The organism is Paenibacillus sp. Marseille-Q4541 (assembly GCF_018310695.1).
In the GTDB taxonomy this organism is placed as follows: Bacteria; Bacillota; Bacilli; order Paenibacillales; family Paenibacillaceae; genus Paenibacillus.
Genome location: NZ_JAGXCY010000023.1, coordinates 39,523 through 59,442 on the forward strand (window position 1 = coordinate 39,523; position 19,920 = coordinate 59,442).

Annotated in this window: 13 protein-coding genes; 8 read left to right on the forward strand and 5 right to left on the reverse strand. The window is 40.8% G+C overall.

The features are described 5' to 3' along the window. Positions 1 to 7 precede the first annotated feature (7 nt). The 3 genes from KFT32_RS19330 to KFT32_RS19340 are packed head-to-tail and all read right to left on the reverse strand — an operon-like array spanning position 8 to position 3,965. Entirely contained in the window at positions 8 to 1,108 is a 1,101-nt protein-coding gene (locus KFT32_RS19330) for a GerAB/ArcD/ProY family transporter (RefSeq protein WP_211748957.1), read from the reverse strand. Between the two features lie 21 nt (positions 1,109 to 1,129). Continuing rightward, positions 1,130 to 2,371, reverse strand: coding sequence for a Ger(x)C family spore germination protein (locus tag KFT32_RS19335; RefSeq protein WP_211748959.1), 1,242 nt, complete (start codon positions 2,369 to 2,371; stop codon positions 1,130 to 1,132). A gap of 7 nt (positions 2,372 to 2,378) precedes the next feature. Further along, a complete protein-coding gene (locus KFT32_RS19340; RefSeq protein WP_249435993.1) occupies positions 2,379 to 3,965 on the reverse strand; it encodes a spore germination protein in 1,587 nt (528 codons plus the stop codon). A gap of 327 nt (positions 3,966 to 4,292) precedes the next feature. Here KFT32_RS19340 and KFT32_RS19345 point away from each other — a divergent pair, with 327 nt between their 5' ends. Beyond that, positions 4,293 to 5,201 (forward strand): NAD(P)/FAD-dependent oxidoreductase, encoded by a 909-nt coding sequence (locus KFT32_RS19345; protein WP_211748961.1) that lies wholly within the window; start codon positions 4,293 to 4,295, stop codon positions 5,199 to 5,201. A 227-nt stretch (positions 5,202 to 5,428) separates the two neighbouring features. Here the strand turns inward: KFT32_RS19345 and KFT32_RS19350 are convergent, their stop codons facing one another. After that, a complete protein-coding gene (locus KFT32_RS19350) occupies positions 5,429 to 9,487 on the reverse strand; it encodes an S-layer homology domain-containing protein (protein WP_211748963.1) in 4,059 nt (1,352 codons plus the stop codon). Between the two features lie 191 nt (positions 9,488 to 9,678). Here KFT32_RS19350 and KFT32_RS19355 point away from each other — a divergent pair, with 191 nt between their 5' ends. Further along, complete coding sequence (locus tag KFT32_RS19355) at positions 9,679 to 10,872, forward strand: oxalate decarboxylase family bicupin (protein WP_211748965.1); 1,194 nt, start codon at positions 9,679 to 9,681, stop codon at positions 10,870 to 10,872. A 134-nt stretch (positions 10,873 to 11,006) separates the two neighbouring features. Here the strand turns inward: KFT32_RS19355 and KFT32_RS19360 are convergent, their stop codons facing one another. Beyond that, positions 11,007 to 11,444, reverse strand: coding sequence for a MarR family winged helix-turn-helix transcriptional regulator (locus tag KFT32_RS19360; protein WP_211749007.1), 438 nt, complete (start codon positions 11,442 to 11,444; stop codon positions 11,007 to 11,009). 219 nt (positions 11,445 to 11,663) lie between these two features. Between KFT32_RS19360 and uvrA the strand changes: the two genes are divergently transcribed. From uvrA to KFT32_RS19390, 6 genes are all read left to right on the forward strand, one after another. Further along, positions 11,664 to 14,168: an excinuclease ABC subunit UvrA gene (gene uvrA, locus KFT32_RS19365; protein ID WP_211748967.1), complete on the forward strand. Its 2,505-nt coding sequence runs from the start codon at positions 11,664 to 11,666 to the stop codon at positions 14,166 to 14,168. A 397-nt stretch (positions 14,169 to 14,565) separates the two neighbouring features. Further along, positions 14,566 to 15,444, forward strand: a complete 879-nt coding sequence (locus tag KFT32_RS19370; protein WP_211748969.1) for an AraC family transcriptional regulator — start codon at positions 14,566 to 14,568, stop codon at positions 15,442 to 15,444. An 84-nt stretch (positions 15,445 to 15,528) separates the two neighbouring features. Beyond that, positions 15,529 to 16,803, forward strand: coding sequence for an ABC transporter substrate-binding protein (locus KFT32_RS19375; protein WP_211748970.1), 1,275 nt, complete (start codon positions 15,529 to 15,531; stop codon positions 16,801 to 16,803). A gap of 61 nt (positions 16,804 to 16,864) precedes the next feature. Beyond that, positions 16,865 to 17,755, forward strand: coding sequence for a carbohydrate ABC transporter permease (locus KFT32_RS19380; RefSeq protein ID WP_211748972.1), 891 nt, complete (start codon positions 16,865 to 16,867; stop codon positions 17,753 to 17,755). Between the two features lie 16 nt (positions 17,756 to 17,771). Then, positions 17,772 to 18,653 carry a carbohydrate ABC transporter permease gene (locus KFT32_RS19385; RefSeq protein ID WP_211748974.1) on the forward strand — a complete coding sequence of 294 codons (882 nt, stop codon included), beginning with the start codon at positions 17,772 to 17,774 and terminating at the stop codon, positions 18,651 to 18,653. 923 nt (positions 18,654 to 19,576) lie between these two features. After that, complete coding sequence (locus KFT32_RS19390) at positions 19,577 to 19,909, forward strand: hypothetical protein (protein ID WP_211748975.1); 333 nt, start codon at positions 19,577 to 19,579, stop codon at positions 19,907 to 19,909. The last annotated feature ends 11 nt before the right edge of the window (positions 19,910 to 19,920 follow it).

Here is a 19,920-nt window from a genome sequence, read left to right on the forward strand (position 1 = left end):
ATGTTTTTTAAATGGAACGATTTGAACGGAAATGCTGTTTCATCATCATTGTCATAAAAAGAATCAGTGGTATCCCGAACTGAAATATTGGAAATACGTAAGCACTTGTTTTCATCCAAACCAGATGTTCGTGAAGGTCACGTTCTACAAACGCAGTACCATAGATGAATCCACTTACCGGAAGTATCCATTTTTTTATTTGAATTGCTGTGAGGCGGACCAATGTTTGTACTGCACAATAATAGAATAGAACCATTTTCATTAGCAGACTGAAATAAAGAAGTAATACCACGAGTATATCAAGTCTTTCAATAAACTTTAGATTTGATAAGGTGCGAACGGACTTGATGAGTGGTAGAAAAATAATTGAATATAGCTCCGGCCCTAGTATGCTGGTCATTAATGCATTAAGAAACACGAGAAAGAGGCCGACAGCGGAGTATGAAAAGAGCACTCCTTTCACAGGTGCACCAGGTTTGTTCCATTTATGCCAAATCATTAAGAACACAATCATTTGACCAAAAGGAAGAGTAAGTGTGCTGGGTATCGTTGCATTTATTACTGGCATGAAACCATCTTCAAGTATGGGTGTTAGTTCATGAAAGTTTACGGATCCGAATGCAATCAGTAAGAAAATAATTATGAAAAAAATAAACAACCCAATTGGAAGTACGATTTCGGGAAATCTAGAGATCACTTCTATCCCCTGCCAAATGAGGTAGGAAGCTGTTAACACAAATATCAGCATGGTTACGTATATCGGTGTTAAAGGTAGAATAGACAGGGAGGTTAGTTCTCCCAAGTCACGAACATTACGCATTGCTTCATAACTAAAATAAAAGAAATACAACAATCCAAATACAATTCCGATGGGTTTTCCAAAAGAATGTAGAAACATTTCAATAAGATCTAGTTTTGGGGCGATCCTCTGAATCCATAGAAACAGAAGTACACCGAAGAGACCGAGAATCGCCCCCATCAACACGGCAATCCAGGAATCACGACCGGCATCTCCACCAGGACTCACTAGCATCGAACTACCAATTTCAAACAAAATAATCATAAAAACAATTTGTGTTGTTGAAATTTGTTCTTTATGGGTGTTCATCGTGGAATTCCCGCTCCTTTTTTATTTGTTTTCCTGTTGCATTGATTTAAAAGAACGTCCTTGCATTCCTGTATTTTTGATTTTGATCTGAACCTTCGGACGAATTTCAATTTGTTTAAATACATGATCCCAAGATCCTGTTTCCTGGAACTGATTCCACCGTGCAGGATCTTTCCTATGAATAAGGACAGCGAATTGCGTTGGATCCGCATCCATATCACGAATTTTTATCCAGGAATGTTCCATTGCGGCTGTTAATTTGTTTTCAATGGTACCTTCCATCTTCGTTAACACCCCTTCGGTAGTTAAATCGATTTCACTGCCTATTTCATTAATATTTCCCACACCTTTAACATGGACATCTATCACGTAATGATCTCCGTTCCAGATCGGCTTAATGTGGGAAGTAGAAGAACGAAGGAAAAAAGTAGCGTCTTCTTTGTCTGAATGTTCGGGATCTGATGAGAACGAAATGGAAGTGCTTTTTATTCTATTCGACAATAAACCCCATCCTAATGATTCGAATTTGTTCAACCAACCGACCCTCTGATCATTTTTAAATACGGCTAGACGAGTAAGTTCCAGATGGGAAGGAGCATCGGTCGTTCCTTTTTCATCTTCTTTATGAATAAGTTCTTTTCCCACGAGTTCAATTTCTGGAACGACTGCACTTTTAGAGACAGAACTTATATCTTTTGCTAGTTCGTACAATCTAATAGCAGGAAAGAGGGATTCGTCTGCTGACTCCTGTTCAATTAACGTCTCAATCCCTGCTGCTTGATTTTCAGATAGCTGAACAATTTGGCTAAGTAATTCTCCTGAATTTTCTTTCGTCACGAAAACATATAACGTTTCTCGACAAGTTATTCTTCTTAAAAAAACATCGATTAACTCTGCAATTCCGTGCTGCGTAGCGCCTTCACTTAAGAACATAATTCGTGAGTTAGGGAAATAAAGATGTCGTGCACTTGATAAATCCGCTCGGCTAATCGTCTCCATAATGGTCTTTCCCTTATAAGAGAAAGTAAAAAAAGGGGGGACAGGTTCATTTCCCCCTGTCGTTCCACCTTGTCCAGGAGCCGGATTCACAACCTGAAAAGTTGCCTCCCATTTATCATCAGACCAGTCATAAGCAGAGCCGGAAATAATTCCGATTTCATTCAACTCGTTGCTGTCCCAGCAAGCACTCAGCATTGTGGCCATGAATAGACAGAGGATTAGAATCAATGATTTTCGTAAAACAGTATTGTGATTTATACTCATCGCTAAGCTACTCTTCCTTATGTTTGTTAGTTTTGGGACCTGGTTTTTGATTTGTCCCTTGTCTTTTTGTTTCTTTTCTGCTCCAGAAATAAGGTCTTTTCCCCAAGCTCCATATCGGTTTACGAATCAAGACGTCTTTTAATTCTTGAGGTTTTAGCGGTGCAACGGGAGATAGATAAGGTACCCCGAATGAACGCAGTCCTAGTAGATGGGCGAGAATGATCGCGACTAGAGACATTATTCCGTATAAACCAAGTACTCCTGCAGCGAGCATCATCACATAACGAAGCAGACGGATAGAATTAGACAATGATTGGGAAGGAATGACTAAATTAGAGATGGCAGAAATAGAAACGATGATGACCATTGCGGCAGAGATAAACCCTGCTTCTACTGCAGCCTGACCCAGTACTAATGCCCCAACTATAGAAATAGCAGATGATATGGCACGTGGCATACGCACGCTAGCTTCGCGAAGGATATCAAACGCAAGTTCCATGAGTATACCTTCAAACAGTGCAGAAAATGGAACCCCTTCCCGCTGAGAAGCTAAACTGATCATTAATGCTGTGGGTAACATATCTTGATGAAAAGTAGTAACGGCAATGAACAAAGCGGGTAGCAGAAGAGATGTACAAAATGCAAAAAAGCGTAAAATACGCAAAAACGATGCTACGTCATAGCGCTGATAATAATCTTCACTGGATTGAAAAAAACTAAAAAAGGTAAACGGTGCTAACAAAGCAAATGGGGTTCCTTCTATCATAATTCCAATTTGCCCTTCCAATATGCCGGAAGCAAGTGAGTCGGGTCTTTCTGTATTTTGTATTGTCGGAAAAGGGGTTCTTGGTGAATCCTGTATAAACTCTTCAATGTAATTACTCTCCAGTATTGAGTCTGTATCAATTGAGCTTAACCGGGAACGAATCTCTTCCACTACGAGGTCATTCGCAATTCCGTCTAAATAAATCATGGCTACGCTGGTTTGCGTTTGCTTCCCTATTTTGAGTTCTTCGATCCGCAAGTGTTCATTTTTGATCTTGCGCCGAATCATGGATGTTCCTGTCCTCAGCGACTCTGTAAAAGCCTCCTTAGGACCACGAATTACTGTCTGGGTGGTAGGCTCGGTGATGCTTCTTTTATCGTATCCAGTCACATTTGCTGTAAGAGCAATATTTACACCGTCCACCAGTAAGAGAAGGTTTCCTTCCAGTATAGTGGATAAGGAACTTTTGATTTCTGTCAGGGAAGATAGATTGCCAACAGGCAACAATCGCTGCTGGATGAATAGAATGGCTTGCGCTGGACTTGGCGATTCATTGATTCTCTCTTTTTCCTGCAATAAGGGCTCCAGAATCATCTGATTTACTGTATCGATATTCACCATTCCATCGATGTAAATAAGGGCTAATGGTTTACTGGATAGACTGGAGTTGGAAAAGTGACGTACCATAACATCTGAGCTATTTCCCAGTTTCGTAAGAAAGAGAGATAAATTATGATGAAGATTGTTACTTAGAAGTTCAGAGGAAGAAGCAGAAGGATTAAGTAATTTGTTATGTTGTTCTTGTTGATCTCCTAATGCTTTTTTCAAGTGAATACCTCCTCTAAATTGACTTTGAAGGATATTATATCCTTTATATCATGGAGTATTCGAAAATAGATTATCAAGATGGATACTACTCATATAGGTCACGCGATAACGCCTGTAGTAATGACAATACAAAAAATCAAAAAAACCACCGATAGCAGAAGGGGCTATCAATGGTTTTTCTTTTTACTTTGATAAATATTGAATTTGGAGAGAGGTTGACCTGTTTGTGTAATGGAGTTATTATAGATACATTATATCTATAATGTAATCCTTACCTTAGAAATACAGTCATTAGACAAAGTAAGATAATTAGAAAGGAAAGTGATTATGAAAGTATTTGATTGTGCCGTGTTAGGAGCGGGACCCGCTGGTTTGAATGCAAGTTTGGTATTAGGGAGAGCACGTAGAAGTATTGCTCTCTTCGATAATGGTACGAATCGTAACCGTGTTACTCAAGAGTCGCATGGATTTGTTACTCGAGACGGTATTACCCCATCTGAGTTCAAAGCGATTGGAATACAGCAATTAAGTAATTATCCTTCTGTTCAGCTTATGGAACAAACCGTAATCCAGGTTACGAAGCAAGATAGCAGTGGCATATTTGAGATCCAGACTGCAGAAGAACAGGTGTACTATGCGGAAAAGATTATTTTGGCTACCGGTGTTCAAGAAGAGTATTTGTCCGTACCAGAAATAAAGCAATATTACGGCAAAACTCTCTTTAGTTGTCCTTACTGTGACGGGTGGGAGCTCAGAGATAAGCCACTTGTAATCTTGATCGAAAACGAGGAAGCAGTTCATCACATGGCAAAACTTCTGTATAACTGGTCCAAGGATTTGGTCGTCGCAACAAACGGGGAATCCATGTCCATCTCACTTAAGGACGAACTTGAAAGTAGAAACATTAGAGTCGTCACTGAACCTGTCACCAAATTGCACGGAGAGGAAGGAGTTTTGGAAAGCATTGAATTTGCATCTGGACTTATGATTCCTCGTTCAGCTGGCTTTATCGTTCCCAAATTTAAACGTTCAAGTACACTCATAGAGCAGTTAGGTTGTGAGCTCGATGATAAGGGTGCGGTTCTCGTTGATGAGCAAGGTCGCACTACACAGAAAAACGTTTATACTGCTGGGGAGAACAGGCAGGGAGGCCCTTCTTCCTTAATAATATCAGCAGCGGAAGGCAGTAAAGCAGCAATTGCTGTTAATATCGATCTGACGAATGAGCGATTTTAAAGACATACCTTCAGATGGATAAATTCGGCATTACTTGGCAGATTGTAAAGCATAATTAATAATTCAATAGAATGTCATTCCAACATATCCTCAGACGACAACGTAAACTATGATGAGCTTACCCAACTTCTGAAAAAAGCTTCGGCTACCCTATAAAGAAAGACCTCTCTCTCGAACACAAACGAGAGGGAGGTCTTTTTGATTGAATCATGGTGTGAAAAAGAAAGTTAGTTCTTCACTTTTAACAGTTTCGCAATAAAGGTTGCTCCTTCCGCACGAGTTGCAATTTGCTGAGGAGCAAATCGGTTCTGACCAACCCCGCTCACAAGCCCTTCCTTAACAGCTGTTGCTACATAAGGTACAGCCCATGCTGGGATGGCGTTCTTATCTGAGAAAGACAATGATGTACTTGTACCAACCTTTACTCCTGCCGCACGAACCATCCATGTTGTGATTTCTGCACGGTTCAGCTGTTTATCTGCTCTAAACGTACCATCTGTATACCCACTTACAATTCCTGCTTCTACAGCTTGAGAAATATAAGAGGATGCCCATGCTGGTATTTTCTTCGAATCCGTAAATGTAAGTGAATTGGTTGTTTCTTTCATTTGTAGGGCACGGCCAAGCATTGTAATGAACTCTGCACGGTTAATACTTGCATTTGGTTTAAATGACTGATCACTGTAACCTGTAATATAACCTGCTGCAACACCAGCTTGAATAGCACTCTCTGCCCAGTGTCCTGAAATGTCTTTTAGAGATACGGTAGGTTCTGGATTCGTTACTGAGCCACCATTACCAGTGGAACCGTTCCCCTCACCGTTCCCTGGTGTGTTACCGTTATCCGAACCACCTGTATTGGTATTTCCTCCGTCACTACCTGAGCCCGAATTATTTCCACCACCCGTGCCTGGAGTGCCTGGAGTACCTGGATTTGTACCTGTACCAGGGTTTGTTCCTGGGTCCGTTGTAGGTGGTTCTGCATCTTTTTTGATGATCCCGAATTGATCCACAATGAAAGGTTTGGCATCATTTTTATTTTGATCGATTTCATACGTAACAGCTGTAAGTTTGTTTCCATCTACAGTGATACCAACAAAGTTCTGTACCTGTCCGCGTTTTGGTCTGCGATCGTCACTCGGATCTGGGCCATATACTGCGGCATGATTCTCTTCAGCACGTTCGAAGAGGTTATAATAATTATCTCCAAGTTTTTCGCTAGGGTTCTTGTAGTATACTTTTGGTCCCGCTGTCGCAGGAATAACATAAATACTTCCGTCTGGATTTACGCTATATTCAATCGTTTCTCCATTTAATGTTTCTTTTATTTTCGTTGGTGTTGTTGCTTTACCGTCTTGTGCGATTGGTTTCGTACGAGCATAAATATGATCGTGTCCTTGCATTACAAAATCAATATCAAGCTCTGCCATGAGCGGTGCGATTTGGTTACGCACTCCGTTTGCACCCATGATATCAGAGTCTGTTGCATGATTAGAGGTAGTATAAGGACCTTTATGAATATTGACAATGATCCATTTAGCGCCTGCTTTTTTGGCTGCCGTTGCATCTTTCTTTAACCATTCAACTTGTTCTTCGGAGAAATTTGCATATTTCTCTGAATCTTCATTAGAGTTCAGTACAATAAAATGGGCATTGCTGTAATCATAAGAATAGTAGGCGCCCGTTTCTGTAGCAGAACCAGCAGGTTCGTTAATATTAAAGTGATCATAGAAAGCATAGTTCTCATCTTCATGATTACCGGCAGAAGGAACAATCGTCGTATTCAAAAGGCTATTTTGTGAATGGCCAATCAACCAGTTCCATTGTTCTTCTTTCGTACCCGTATCAACGATATCTCCGTTGTGAACGACAAACTGTGCATTATCTACGGTTTGAAGTGCTTTTTCGAGCGTTTGTGAAGACAAGATAGCTTCATCTTCGCTTTTCGCTTGTGTATCGGCTATATCAATAAAAGTGAATGCGCCGCTTGCAGGAGCAGTCTGGAATGTACCTGTTTCGCTCCATATTCCGTGCTCTTTATCGCCTACACGATAATAATAAGTCGTGTTCGCTTCTAGACCAGTAGCTTCCGCTTTGTGGACTTGTTCTTCTGCAGAATTAGTAGATGGGGAAGAGGTACCTGCAAAAGAAATTGAATTTGTAAAATCAGGCTCCGAGTTCGTTTTCTTCGTTACTTGGACCGTACTATCTGTTAGAAGTTTTGAAGTATACCAAGTGAAGCCTTTGGAGCTCTTTGTATCTCCATAGAAAGTAGCTGTTACTTTACTGATTTTCTCTTTACTGTAATCTGGCTTATCTTGTTTTGTAATCCCAAACTGATCAATGACAAAAGGTTTGCCGTTGTCAATATTTTTATCAATTTCATACGTAAGAGCAGTGAGCTTATCGCCATCAACAGTGATGCCTACAAAATTCTGAACCTGACCGCGTGCAAGACTTGTTGTCTCTCCGTATTTACGGGCATGGTTTTCTTCAGAACGCTCAAAAAGATTGAAGTAGTTTTCACCTAGTTCTGCTTTTTGGTTTTTGAAATAAACTTTCGCTCCAGCCGTACCAGGAATTAGATAGATCGTTCCATCTGGTTTAACGGCATACTCGACACTTTGACCCTGAAAAGTTTCAGTTATTTTTTCTACATCTTCCGCTTTTCCATCGGAAGTAATCGGTTTTGTTCTAGCATAGATATGGTCATGTCCTTGTAGTACAAAATCGATTCCAAGTTCATTCATAAGGGGAGCAATGGTACTGCGTTCTCCGCCTTTTCCAATGATATCGCTATCGGTAGCATGATTAGCTGTTGTATAGGGTCCTTTATGAATATTAACGATAATCCACTTGGCTCCGTCAGCTTTGGCCTGAGTAACATCTTGTCTGAGCCATTCAACCTGTTCAGCAGAGAAGTTACGGAACTCCGTAGAATTCTCATTGGAATTTAGTACAACAAAATGAGCATTGCTGTAATCAAATGAATAGTAGGCGCCTGTTTCTGTAGCAGAACCAGTAGGGCTTGCCACGTTAAAATGCTGATAGAAGGCAGATAATTCATCATCATGGTTGCCTGCAGCAGGAACTAACGTTGTGTTTAGCAGGCTCGTTTGTGAATACCCAAGTAACCAGCCCCATTCTTGCTCAGAGGTCGCATGTTCAACGACGTCGCCGTTGTGCATAACAAACTCAGCGTCCGGTACTGTCTGCATTGCTTTAGACAGAGTTGCTGCTGAAATAGAAGCTTCTTCTTCACTTTGCGCTTGCGTATCCGTGATATCGATAAAGGTGAAAGCCCCGTTCTCCGGTGCGGTAGTAAAGACACCTACCTCACTCCATACGTTCAGACTTTCGTCACCTACACGGAAGTAATAGGAAGTGTCTGGCGTAAGTCCTGTAGCTTCTGCTTTGTGGGAACGTTCACCCGGCGTAAGCGTGGAAACTTCAGATCTGCCTGTGAATTGTTTAGCTGAGCTGAAATCAGGAACATCTCCCGATTTTTCAACTACTTGCAGATCGCTGTTCTCCGATAGAAGAGGGGTGTACCAAGTAAATCCTTTGGCATTCGTAGGTTCCCCATTAAAAGTAACGGTAACTTTTTCTACTTGAGTTGTAGGCGCATCCTTGTGTGCTTCAAGACGCATATCAAAATACAAATCAGAGCTACTGTTGCTCTGTTGATGAACTTCTACCGAAATCTCATTGTCTCCATCTTGAAGGTAAGACTTAAGAGGTTGAGTGAGATCTACATCCGCATAATTGACAGGTAGGTCTTTATTCGATGTTGCCATTGTATCGTAAGTAATAGATCCTTCCGGCATTCCAAAACGGATCACTTCCTGACCATTAACGTAAAGAACCGCACCGTCATCGATAGCAAAGGTTCCTACGATTTGTCCATAATTTTGAATCACTTTTGCATCCACATTTAAGTTCGTGCGGAAATATGTAGTGCGGTGCTTCATTTTTTTGTCACTGCCGTAGCTAGTCGTCGTTTGCAGTGGACCAAATGTATCTGTGGTAACGCCGTTACCATTATCTTTGTAGCCAAATGGAGCGTTACCTTGACTCCAAGTGGAATCATCGTATGTAGCTTGCCATACCGTACCAAGATCATTTCCTTGATCATTATATTTCCATACCGCATTTCCTTGCAGCAGTATATCCCAATCTTCTGCTGATTCAGCATGTACGGGCGTGGCTGTCGGGACAATAACCAGACCGAGCACAATTGCCAAAGATAGCACCATGGCTGTGCATTTTTTAAACATGTTAAACATTTTGACACTCCTCTTTGTAATTTGTATGTAAAAGTCAACATGTAAAGCATAACAGTGGATTGTTAATGTAATGTTTTGGTTAATGTCGTACTTTGTAAAATCAAGGTATGGTTGATAATGATATCCACATAAGACTAGTTAAGTAGACATAACTATTTATTATTAGACTTTACTTGTGAAGAGGTGACCTAATGGAAAAATCAATTCGTCATCCCTATTCGTCTGACCAAGTTCCCGAGCCTATTCGTAATGATGGAGCTGGAGGCGTGGATAAAGGACCTAGAGATGTAATGAGGGATCTAGAGAACCCGAATATGTTCGTACCTCCTGTAACCGATTCCGGCCTTGTTCCTAATTTGAAGTTTTCTTTCTCCGATACTCATATGCAGCTAAATCATGGGGGATGGTCAAGAGAAATCACGATTCGAGATTTGCCAATAGCGAAGACGCTTGCTGGAGTGAACATGAGCTTAACGCCGGGCGGAGTAAGAGAGCTTCACTGGCATCAGCAAGCCGAATGGTCTTATATGCTGCTCGGACATGCAAGGATTACCGCGGTTGATCAAAATGGCCGTAATTTTATCGCAGATGTAGGACCGGGAGATCTATGGTATTTCCCCCCTGGCATTCCTCATTCCATACAGGGATTAGAAGAGGGCTGTGAATTCCTGCTCGTGTTTGACGATGGAAGTTTCTCTGACTTGAGCACATTATCAATCTCCGATTGGTTTGCACATACGCCTAGAGACGTTTTGTCTGCGAATTTTGGTGTGCCTGAAAATGCTTTTGCAACGATTCCCCCTGAGCAGGTATATATTTTTCAGGACGCTGTTCCAGGGTCATTAGAAAGTCAGAAAGTGCAGTCTCCTTATGGAACCGTCCCTCAAAGTTTTACACATAAGTTATTAGACCAAACGCCCCTCACAACGCCTGGAGGCAGTGTACGTATTGTAGATTCATCTAACTTTCCTATTTCCAAAACGATTGCTGCTGCTCTTGTTGAAATTAAGCCAGGGGCAATGCGTGAGATGCATTGGCACCCTAATAATGACGAATGGCAATACTACCTCAGCGGGAAAGGACGAATGACTGTATTTGCGGGGAATGGAGTAGCCAGAACGTTTGATTATCGTGCGGGGGATGTCGGTTATGTACCTTTTGCTTTTGGTCACTATATTCAAAATACAGGCACCCAGTCGCTATGGTTTTTAGAAATGTTTAAAAGCGATCGCTTCCAGGATGTTTCTCTCAATCAGTGGATGGCACTTACTCCTGCCGCTTTGGTTCAGGATAATTTACATGTCGGTCCAGAACTGATGCGCGCTTTACGAAAAGAAAAATGGCCTGTTGTAAAGTATCCCGGGTATTCTTATGAAGGTAAATAGCTTCTTTACGAAAAAAACCTTTACGAAGCTGCGTACAGCGCGGCTTTTTTGCTTCTTAGTGGACAAGATGTTATCCAAAAATAAAAAGGACGGATCTTGAAGTCAATATGACTTTAGAGAATCGTCCTTTTTATTTACTTCATAGATTTGTTTCGTTTCGTAGAACTAAGATGCTCGATCTGGTCTTCCAGAACCGTACTCGCTTTGCCTAAAAATTGTGTAATGAGCGCAAGTTCTTCCTCGGTATAGGAGGAAGCGAGTTTCACCATCGCATTATGAAGCGGAATGTAAGTATTAATGACCTCTTCTTTTTCCTCATATTGGGGAACTATAATGACTCTGCGACGATCATTCGGATCATTTTCCCTGCGTACATATCCCACTTTTTCAAGCCGGTCAATCAATGCAGTAATACTGCCTGTAGCAAGCCCAGTTATTTTGGATAACTCACCGGCCGTAGTTGGACCTTTTTCCCGCAAAATATCAACGGATATGAAGTCATTATTATATAAGCCGAGAGAGGAAGCTACATTCTGTTGATATAATATCGTCCGGGTTCCGAGACCACGCATGTGGGAGACAAAATCTTCCTCTAGTTCTGTTGTAGGATCTTGATGCTCTCTTGACAAAAGACTAACCTCCTTCTAAGCTGTTTATATCTTGATAATCAAGATATTAGATTGGCGAGATAATTGATGAACGTGTATGAATACAGTTTATTCTATAGAAACCATTCCAATTTTGCAAAAGGACCTGAATAAATAGGTTCATATTATAGAGGAGGATGTTCTGTGAAAGAATCTATTCTTATTAAAGGGGCCCGAGAAAACAACCTGAAGAATATCTCACTCTCGATTCCGAAGTACAAACTTGTTGTGCTAACAGGACCTTCAGGATCAGGGAAGTCTACTCTAGCGATGGATACGCTTCAGAGAGAATGCCAGAGACAGTACATGGACTCCATGAGGATGAGTTCGGATACAATTGGCAAACCGAAAGTCGAATCTATTCAGGGACTTTCCCCATCTATCAGTGTTGGACAACATGTAACGAATCGTAACCCCCGGTCGACAGTAGGGACGGTGACGGACCTTTATACGTTTGTGCGGTTTATCTTTTCAAGACTCGGAGATCGAATTTGTCCTAGCTGCAGCGGTAAAATTACTCCTCATTTTGAGGGAGTAGGTGTATTGGCAGAAGAAGATGAAGAAATGGATCATCAGATTATGAATTGTCCCCATTGCGGTACAGAGCTTGAAAAACTCGGTATGTCACACTTTTCCTTCAATAAACCGGAAGGTGCTTGTGAAACGTGCAGTGGACTTGGGCATGTCTCAAGTATTAATGAAGCTGCTGTTTTTCATCCTGATCTAAGCTTACGGGGCGGCGGAGTTGCCTCTTTGAACGGTGTCCATCGTGATATTCAGATGAGAATTTTAGTAGCTGCAGGAAAACATTTTGGATTTGATTTTGATCCAGATAAACCCTTGAAAGAATATAGTGAGGTTCAGCGGGATCTACTATATTACGGAGTAGAGAGTGATGAATTTAAGCGCCATTATCCGAATGTAAAGCCGGTTCAAGGTACCAAATTTGAAGGTGTATTACCCGGATTATGGCGCCGGTATAAAGAAAAAGAAGGGGATGCTGGTACCCAGGATAAAGACAATAGCTTTTTTCAGGAGCAACTCTGCCCTGCATGCCTTGGCGCCCGTCTGAAGGAAGAAATACGTCTTGTTCAAGTAGCAGGTTCGACGATTACCGAAGTAACGGAGTGGTCGCTCAGCGATGTATTTGAGTGGACAAATCGTTTACAAGATGAACTACCAGCGGAAGGTCTCCATTTGATAAAACCAATTTTAGATGATCTGCCTGATCGGCTAAGACGCATAATTGATGTTGGCCTAGGTTACCTATCCATGAACCGTCAGACCGTCACCCTGTCTGGTGGAGAAACGCAGCGCCTACGGCTTGCCTCCCTTCTTGGTTCAGGACTCACAGGGGTATTATATATTCTTGATGAACCGACGACGGGTCTTCATCCAAGAGATACTTCAGGACTGATACGAGTACTTCAAGAGCTTCGAGATATGGGGAATACAGTGCTCGTTATTGAGCATGATGTCCTATTAATCCGTGCAGCTGATCATGTCATCGATATGGGTCCAGGTGCTGGAATACACGGCGGAACCGTTGTAGGTGAGGGTAGCCTTGAGGACTTAATGGCAAGTGAGCTTTCGATTACGGGTGCTTTTTTAAGAGAAGAGCGTCTTCCTGCTCCCTCTCGCGTCCGTAGGAAGGGGAATGGACAGTTTGTAACGATTCACGAAGCTCACATTCGAAACATCGATATCCCTGTCGTTTCTTTTCCGCTCGGTTGTTTGATTGCGGTCACAGGTGTTTCTGGTTCAGGTAAATCCACCCTTGTGTTTGATATCCTTGCAGAGGGAAGTACCAAAGAACAGAATCCAAACGGTTGCAAAAAAATTACGGGTCTAGAACAAATCGGGAATGTCGTAATCTTTGATCAAGCTCCAATGGGAAGAGTTCAGCGTTCTAATGTAGCAACGTATACCGATGTGTTCACACAACTGCGCCAATTGTATGCAAGTTTACCGGAAGCAAAGGAACGAAAGCTAACGTCAAAACACTTCTCCTTTAATACTTCTGGTGGACGATGCGAGACATGTCAAGGACTAGGTGTGCTATCGGTAGATATGAACTTCCTGCCCGATTTAGAGGTCAAATGTCCAGATTGTAAAGGAAAGAGATTTACAGATGAGGTTCTACAAGTTCAGTATAAAGGTTTATCCATTTCTGATTTGCTTGATATGTCGATCGAAGAAAGTTTGCCCATCCTGGGGTCTGAGGCAAAGATTGCTGGTCTACTAGAGATGTTGTGTGAAGTAGGGCTTGGATATCTGAAATGGGGACAATCTGTCAAAACGTTATCTGGCGGAGAAGGTCAGCGGATAAGACTCGCGAAAGAGCTAACCAAACCATCTAAAAATCATACGCTTTATCTGTTGGACGAGCCAACGACGGGTCTTCATCCTTCTGACATTAAGAAGCTTCATGTTCTACTAAATAAGCTGGTAGAGACAGGAAATACCGTTGTCGTTGTTGAACACAGCTTGGAATTGATCCGTGAATCCGACTGGGTGATTGATATCGGTCCAGAAGGCGGTACTGCTGGTGGGAAATTAATAGCAGAAGGCACACCAGAACAGATAGCCGGTGTAAAAGATTCCTTCACAGGTATGTATGTAAAACAGGTTCTGGCCGAAGGACTATAACCGTTTTTGATCCCATGGCTATAAGGAATTAACTATAGTAAAGATTGATAAGCTATACATCTAGCAGAGATCAAAAAAAAGGTGCAATTCCGATCCTTCGGAAGGCACCTTTTTTTATCATATCCACTCCACTGAATCAATAGGGGTTATTTGTTTCGTTGTAACAACAAATAACCGCTAATTCTCGATGTTCTTTTTATTATGGTGCTAAAAGCAGAGATATTGCTCAAACAAAGACGGCCATAGGTAAATAATATTAAAAAAGCTGTTGTCACGAAGAGGGCATTAGCTTTTTTAATATTTCTTTTGAGAGGGAGAGTTACATTTGATGCATAATATAGAAAGAAGATACTTCATCAAGTGAATTAGGAAAGTGAAAAAGGAAAGGGTGGATCAGATGGGAGTACCTACTTTTCTTGAAACAGGTCATATGACGGCAGGTTTTCCTATTCGGGTGGTACATACAGGCGCACAGTTTAATTTTGCAGCACACTGGCATGAAGAGGTGGAATTGGTTGTTGTGAGCGGGAAGTGTGCCAGAATTGGTGTATATAACCACATCTATGAATTAGAACAAGGAGATGTACTGCTTATTAAGCCAGGGGATGTTCACTGCTTCTTGCCAGGAACGGATCACTTAACAATTATCCAATTTCGGCTTGAACTATTAACGGGGAACTTTACAACCGAAGACGAAACACAGGACATGAAAAAACTTTTTCATAAAACATCGGTGATTCCCTCAATCATCAGTAGCGAGAAAAACTTAAGAAGGTATGTAGATGCCATTACAGAGGAAGAGAAAAATCAGCAGGTAGGATACCGATGGTTAATGATTGCTAGGCTATATGATCTTATCGTTCACTTATTGCGTACAAAGGCACCATCTACAGATGAATTGATTCAAGAGTGGCCTTATACTTCTTCGAAAAAATTCGAATTCATCGAAGCTATATGTGAATACCTAGAGGAGCATTATGCGGAACCTATTAAGCTGGGTCAGGTGGCAGAGCATATAAAGTTCAGTAAGTTTTACGTATGTAAAATGTTTAAAGAAATAAAGGGAGTCACACTGATGGAGTACTTAAATCATTTTCGGATTATTAAATCGGAATGGGCATTATTGTTTAGTAAAGATTCGATACTAGATATAGCCATAGGTCATGGATTTAACAATATGAATTCGTACAATCGTCTTTTTAAAAAATACAATGACTGCACTCCGTCTGAATTCCGCAAAAAACATCGTACGAATATCACAAAATATGAAGGATGATCCACAATATTTGAGGAGAAAGCCCTCTCCAAAATCAATATACTCTAATAAATTGTAAGCGTTTCCTTTTGAAGGAGGGGGCTCATGAAAAAGTTTAAGCGAAAATATTACTCCATTATTGTACTTATGAGCGCAGCGATGTTGTTATCCAGTTGTCAGTTAAATGGAATGAACCATTCAAAGCAAGAGGAGATTACGATATGGAGTTTTACCGATGAAGCGGGTTATGCCATTGAGAAATTCGAAGAGAAATATCCAGACATTAAGGTGAATTTCGTTAATATTCCTGGAAATTTCTATATTACGAAGCTTAAATCGGCACTGCAGACGACATCCAAAGCACCGGATGTGTTTATGATTGAGAATGCGAATATAAGAGAACTCATTGATGTTCCATATCTCGAGAATTTGTCTGAATCACCGTATAACGCGAATGACCTCATCCCCGAGCAATATCCTTTCGTGCAGGCGAATGAGAAAGATAGTGAAGGAAACATCAAGGCCTTAGGCTATCAAGGAACTCCTGGGGGGATATATTACCGACGAGATTTGGCCAAACAATATTTGGGAACCGATGATCCAAAGAAGGTAAGTGAGCAGATCGGAACTTGGGAGGATATTTTCAAGATCGGGGAGCGCGTACAGCAGGAAAGTGGAAATCAAGTCCATGCACTTGCAAACTGGAATGCAATATCTAACTCTTATGATGGTATCCCTTGGGTTAAGGATGGAAAGTTTGTAATCGATGATACATATTTGAAGGTCCTTGACCTGGTTCGTGAAGCTCGTCAGCGCCGTGTACTTGCTGAGTTCGATGATGGAAGTGCCGGTTATGCAGCATCAATGCAAAAGGGGCAAGTTATGTTCTATCCAGGAGCTACTTGGGCGTTACAATATACGTTTAAAGCAAATGCACCGGATACGAAAGGATTATGGGGGCTTGCACAAGGACCATCTGCTTTTAGTTCGGGTGGAACTTATATTGCTATGTATAGTAAAAGTGACAAAAAGGATCTTGCTTGGAAGTTTATCGAGTTTTATAACTTTGATCATGATTTCCTATCCGAACTTGCGAAAGAACAAGACTATTTTACAAGTAATATGGTCGTGAACGATCAGCTTGCGAAAACCGTAACTTCGGATTATCTAGGCGGACAGAAGCATTTTGAGTTCTTCTCAGAAGCAGCAAAACAGGTACCTGTCTATGAGAGAACCAAATACGATACGACGATTAACAATGATATTTTTAAAAATGTACTCCAGTTGTATCTCAATAACGACATTAAGACAAAGGAAGAAGTCGTGAAGAGAATGAAACGTGATGTCAAATTGAGATTTCCGGAGCTAGAAGTCGATTAGCTTATTAGTTTAGTTGTAAGCGACTGCCTTTTATTATTCCGATGACTGGGGGGTACAATCCATGTTTGCGAAGTCAATTCGTAAAGATCATTATGGTTACTATTTTATTGCACCGTTCTTTATCATTTTTCTCATATTTGGTCTCTATCCGATCCTTTATTCGCTCTATATCAGCTTTACGAACTGGGACGGCATCACCACACCAGATTTTGTAGGAATCGGTAATTATGTTTCTGTTTTGCAAGATCCACTATTCTATAAAACCCTTTTTAATACGCTTTTTATTTGGGGAGTTTCTGTTGTTCCTCAGCTTACCGTTTCGCTTGTACTCGCCTTTATTCTCAATGATAAACTGCTCAAGGGGCGAGATTTTTTCAGAGCAGTCTATTTCTTCCCGAATATCGTTACAGCTGCATCACTCGGTTTACTAGTAAGTCTTATCTTTGATTGGCAGTCCGGGGGACTGAATCACTTTTTGGTTCAGGTAGGACTCATCGATGATCCGATTAATTGGAAAAACGATCCTTGGTTCATGCGTCTTATCGTGTCCGCGATTCTTTTCTTCCAATACTTTGGCTACTCGATGGTCATATATCTTGCCGGTCTGCAAGGCATTGATCCCTCTTTACAAGAAGCCGCTCAAATCGATGGTGCGGAGAAGAAGCATATTTTCTTTCATATTATCGTTCCAATGCTGCGTCCGATCATTCTGTTTCAGATTATTACGTCCATCATTGGAGGTATTCAAATTTTCGATCAGCCATTTACATTGACCAATGGAACCGGTGGGCCAGATCGCGCAGCAATGACTAGTATTATGTATTTATATAATGTCGCATTCCAGAGTACACGTTTTGGTTACGGGGCAGCGATTGCATTTTGTTTATTCATCATCATTATTCTGCTATCTGCCGTATCCTTTATGATGACGAAGCGGAAGAGCAGTTCTTAGGGAGGGGGAAAATCTAATGCAAACAGCGAAACCGGTAGAACAAAACGTTACGATACAGAGACACACGAAAGTAAGGCAGCCATTAACGGTAGGCAAAGTAATTATCTACCTTTTCCTTGTCATCCTCGCCGTGATCTGTATCATTCCATTTTACTTAATGCTCATCTATTCCACACACAACAATGCAACGATTGCATCGACATTCACCTTCCTTCCCGGACAATTTCTAATCGATAATTATATGAACATGGCATCCAAAATCAATATTTGGCGGGGGTTTGCTAACAGCTTTTTTATTGCAGGAAGCTCTACAGTACTGTCTTTATATATCGGTGCACTTACGGCATATGGCTTTGCCAAATTTAAGTTTAAAGGTCGTACTTGGTTATTCTTGTTTCTGCTAGCTACAATGATGGTACCAGGGCAGCTTGCTCTGATCGGAATGTATCGTTTGTTCAGTACACTCGGACTTCTGGATAGCTATACAGCCATTATTTTACCTGCAGCAGCGAACGCATTTAATGTGTTCTTTATCAAACAGTTCATAGAGAGTAGTATCCCTGACGAAATCATTGAGTCCGCTCGCGTGGATAGTGCAGGAGAGTTCCGCACATTTAATCAGATTGTATTACCTATTCTTGGACCTGCGATTTCGGCATTGGGAATTTTCACATTTATCGGTTCGTGGAACAATTTTCTTACGCCGCTCGTACTCTTTTTCTCACTAGATAAATATCCGCTACCTGTACTCGTAGCACTTGTGCAAGGATACTATGGAATGGACTATGGATTACTTTATCTAGGAGTCGCGATCTCTATCGTTCCTATTATCATTGTATTCGCGATCTTCTCCAGACAAATTATAGGTAGCGTAGCTTTAGGGGCAGTCAAAGGATAAGTTGTATTATACAAGCAAGGTTGCTCTGCGTATTTCAGAGTAGCTTTGCTTTTTTCGTATGTGTTCTAGTAATCGATCTAACGAAGGTAGGAAGGTGTATTATTAAGAGAAATTTATTAGAGTCTAATAGTAACAAAGAAATGTGAGATGAAATAGTCATGAATAAAACGTTACGCAGAGAGCCGCTGAAAAGCGGTTTTTATTTTATTTAATAGAACATGTGTTCTTGTATGCGGTGAAATCCAACAATTGACTCGAAATAAGCCTAATCAACTCATAGAATACTATCACTTTGCTTCACTTTTCTGAGCATTTATAGAAAGAATATCTCTTTCTAAGAGAAGAGAGTTTCTAAATTTCCTTGTATTAACTAAAAAAGGGGATAAATGATCGAAAAAATACGTATTTCACACGTATAAGTGATCAAAAGTGCGGTTTTTAGGGGGATAGAACATATGTTCTAATAGAAGGATACTATGTAGATTAGGTATCAAATTGACCTTAAATTCTTAGAATCAACTCTTTTTCTATATAAATAGAAGGGCCAATGAACAAAAAATATAGGCATCTGGAAAGAGAAAGTGCGGTTTTGCATACACAAGAACATTTGTTCTGTTTGGGTATATAAAATTGACGTTTACATAAATAAATGGATTTCAAAGATGATATAACGAAAAATGTTGCCAAGTAGGCAACGTTTTTTTTATTTCATTGAGTGTTCTTCAGTGATTAAGGGAGATTAGAAAATGAAAATGAGATTTTGACTAAAGAATACATGAGCATACATGTGGCAAACTCTCATGCAGAATTCACTTCATTAGATAACGCGAATTAAATCTTGACACACAATGAGGAAATCGTATACATTTGTATACAATCAACTGTATGCATTTGTATACACGATAAATAAAGGAGGATATAACATGCGTGAACGACATGAACATAAGAGGATGCACGGTCGTAGGGAACATCTGGAACAGAGATCTAAGGATTCTGAAGATGGCATAAGAGATTTATCGGATCAGCATCACAAAAAAGCTCAAACGTTTCGTCGTGGCCGGGCGATTACTTTCTTAGATAAGCTTTATGTGAATCGTGCGACTTTACAGCGACAGTTACAAGAGTCGACGTTTGATTCGATTAAAGATGTGCTACGTGGTGAACTAAAAGCAACAGAAACGATCATCGAAGAGTTTATTCATGTGTTTCAGCTTCATGAGGTTGGTTCTGAAGATAATAAAAGTAACAACGCTTGATGAAATACATT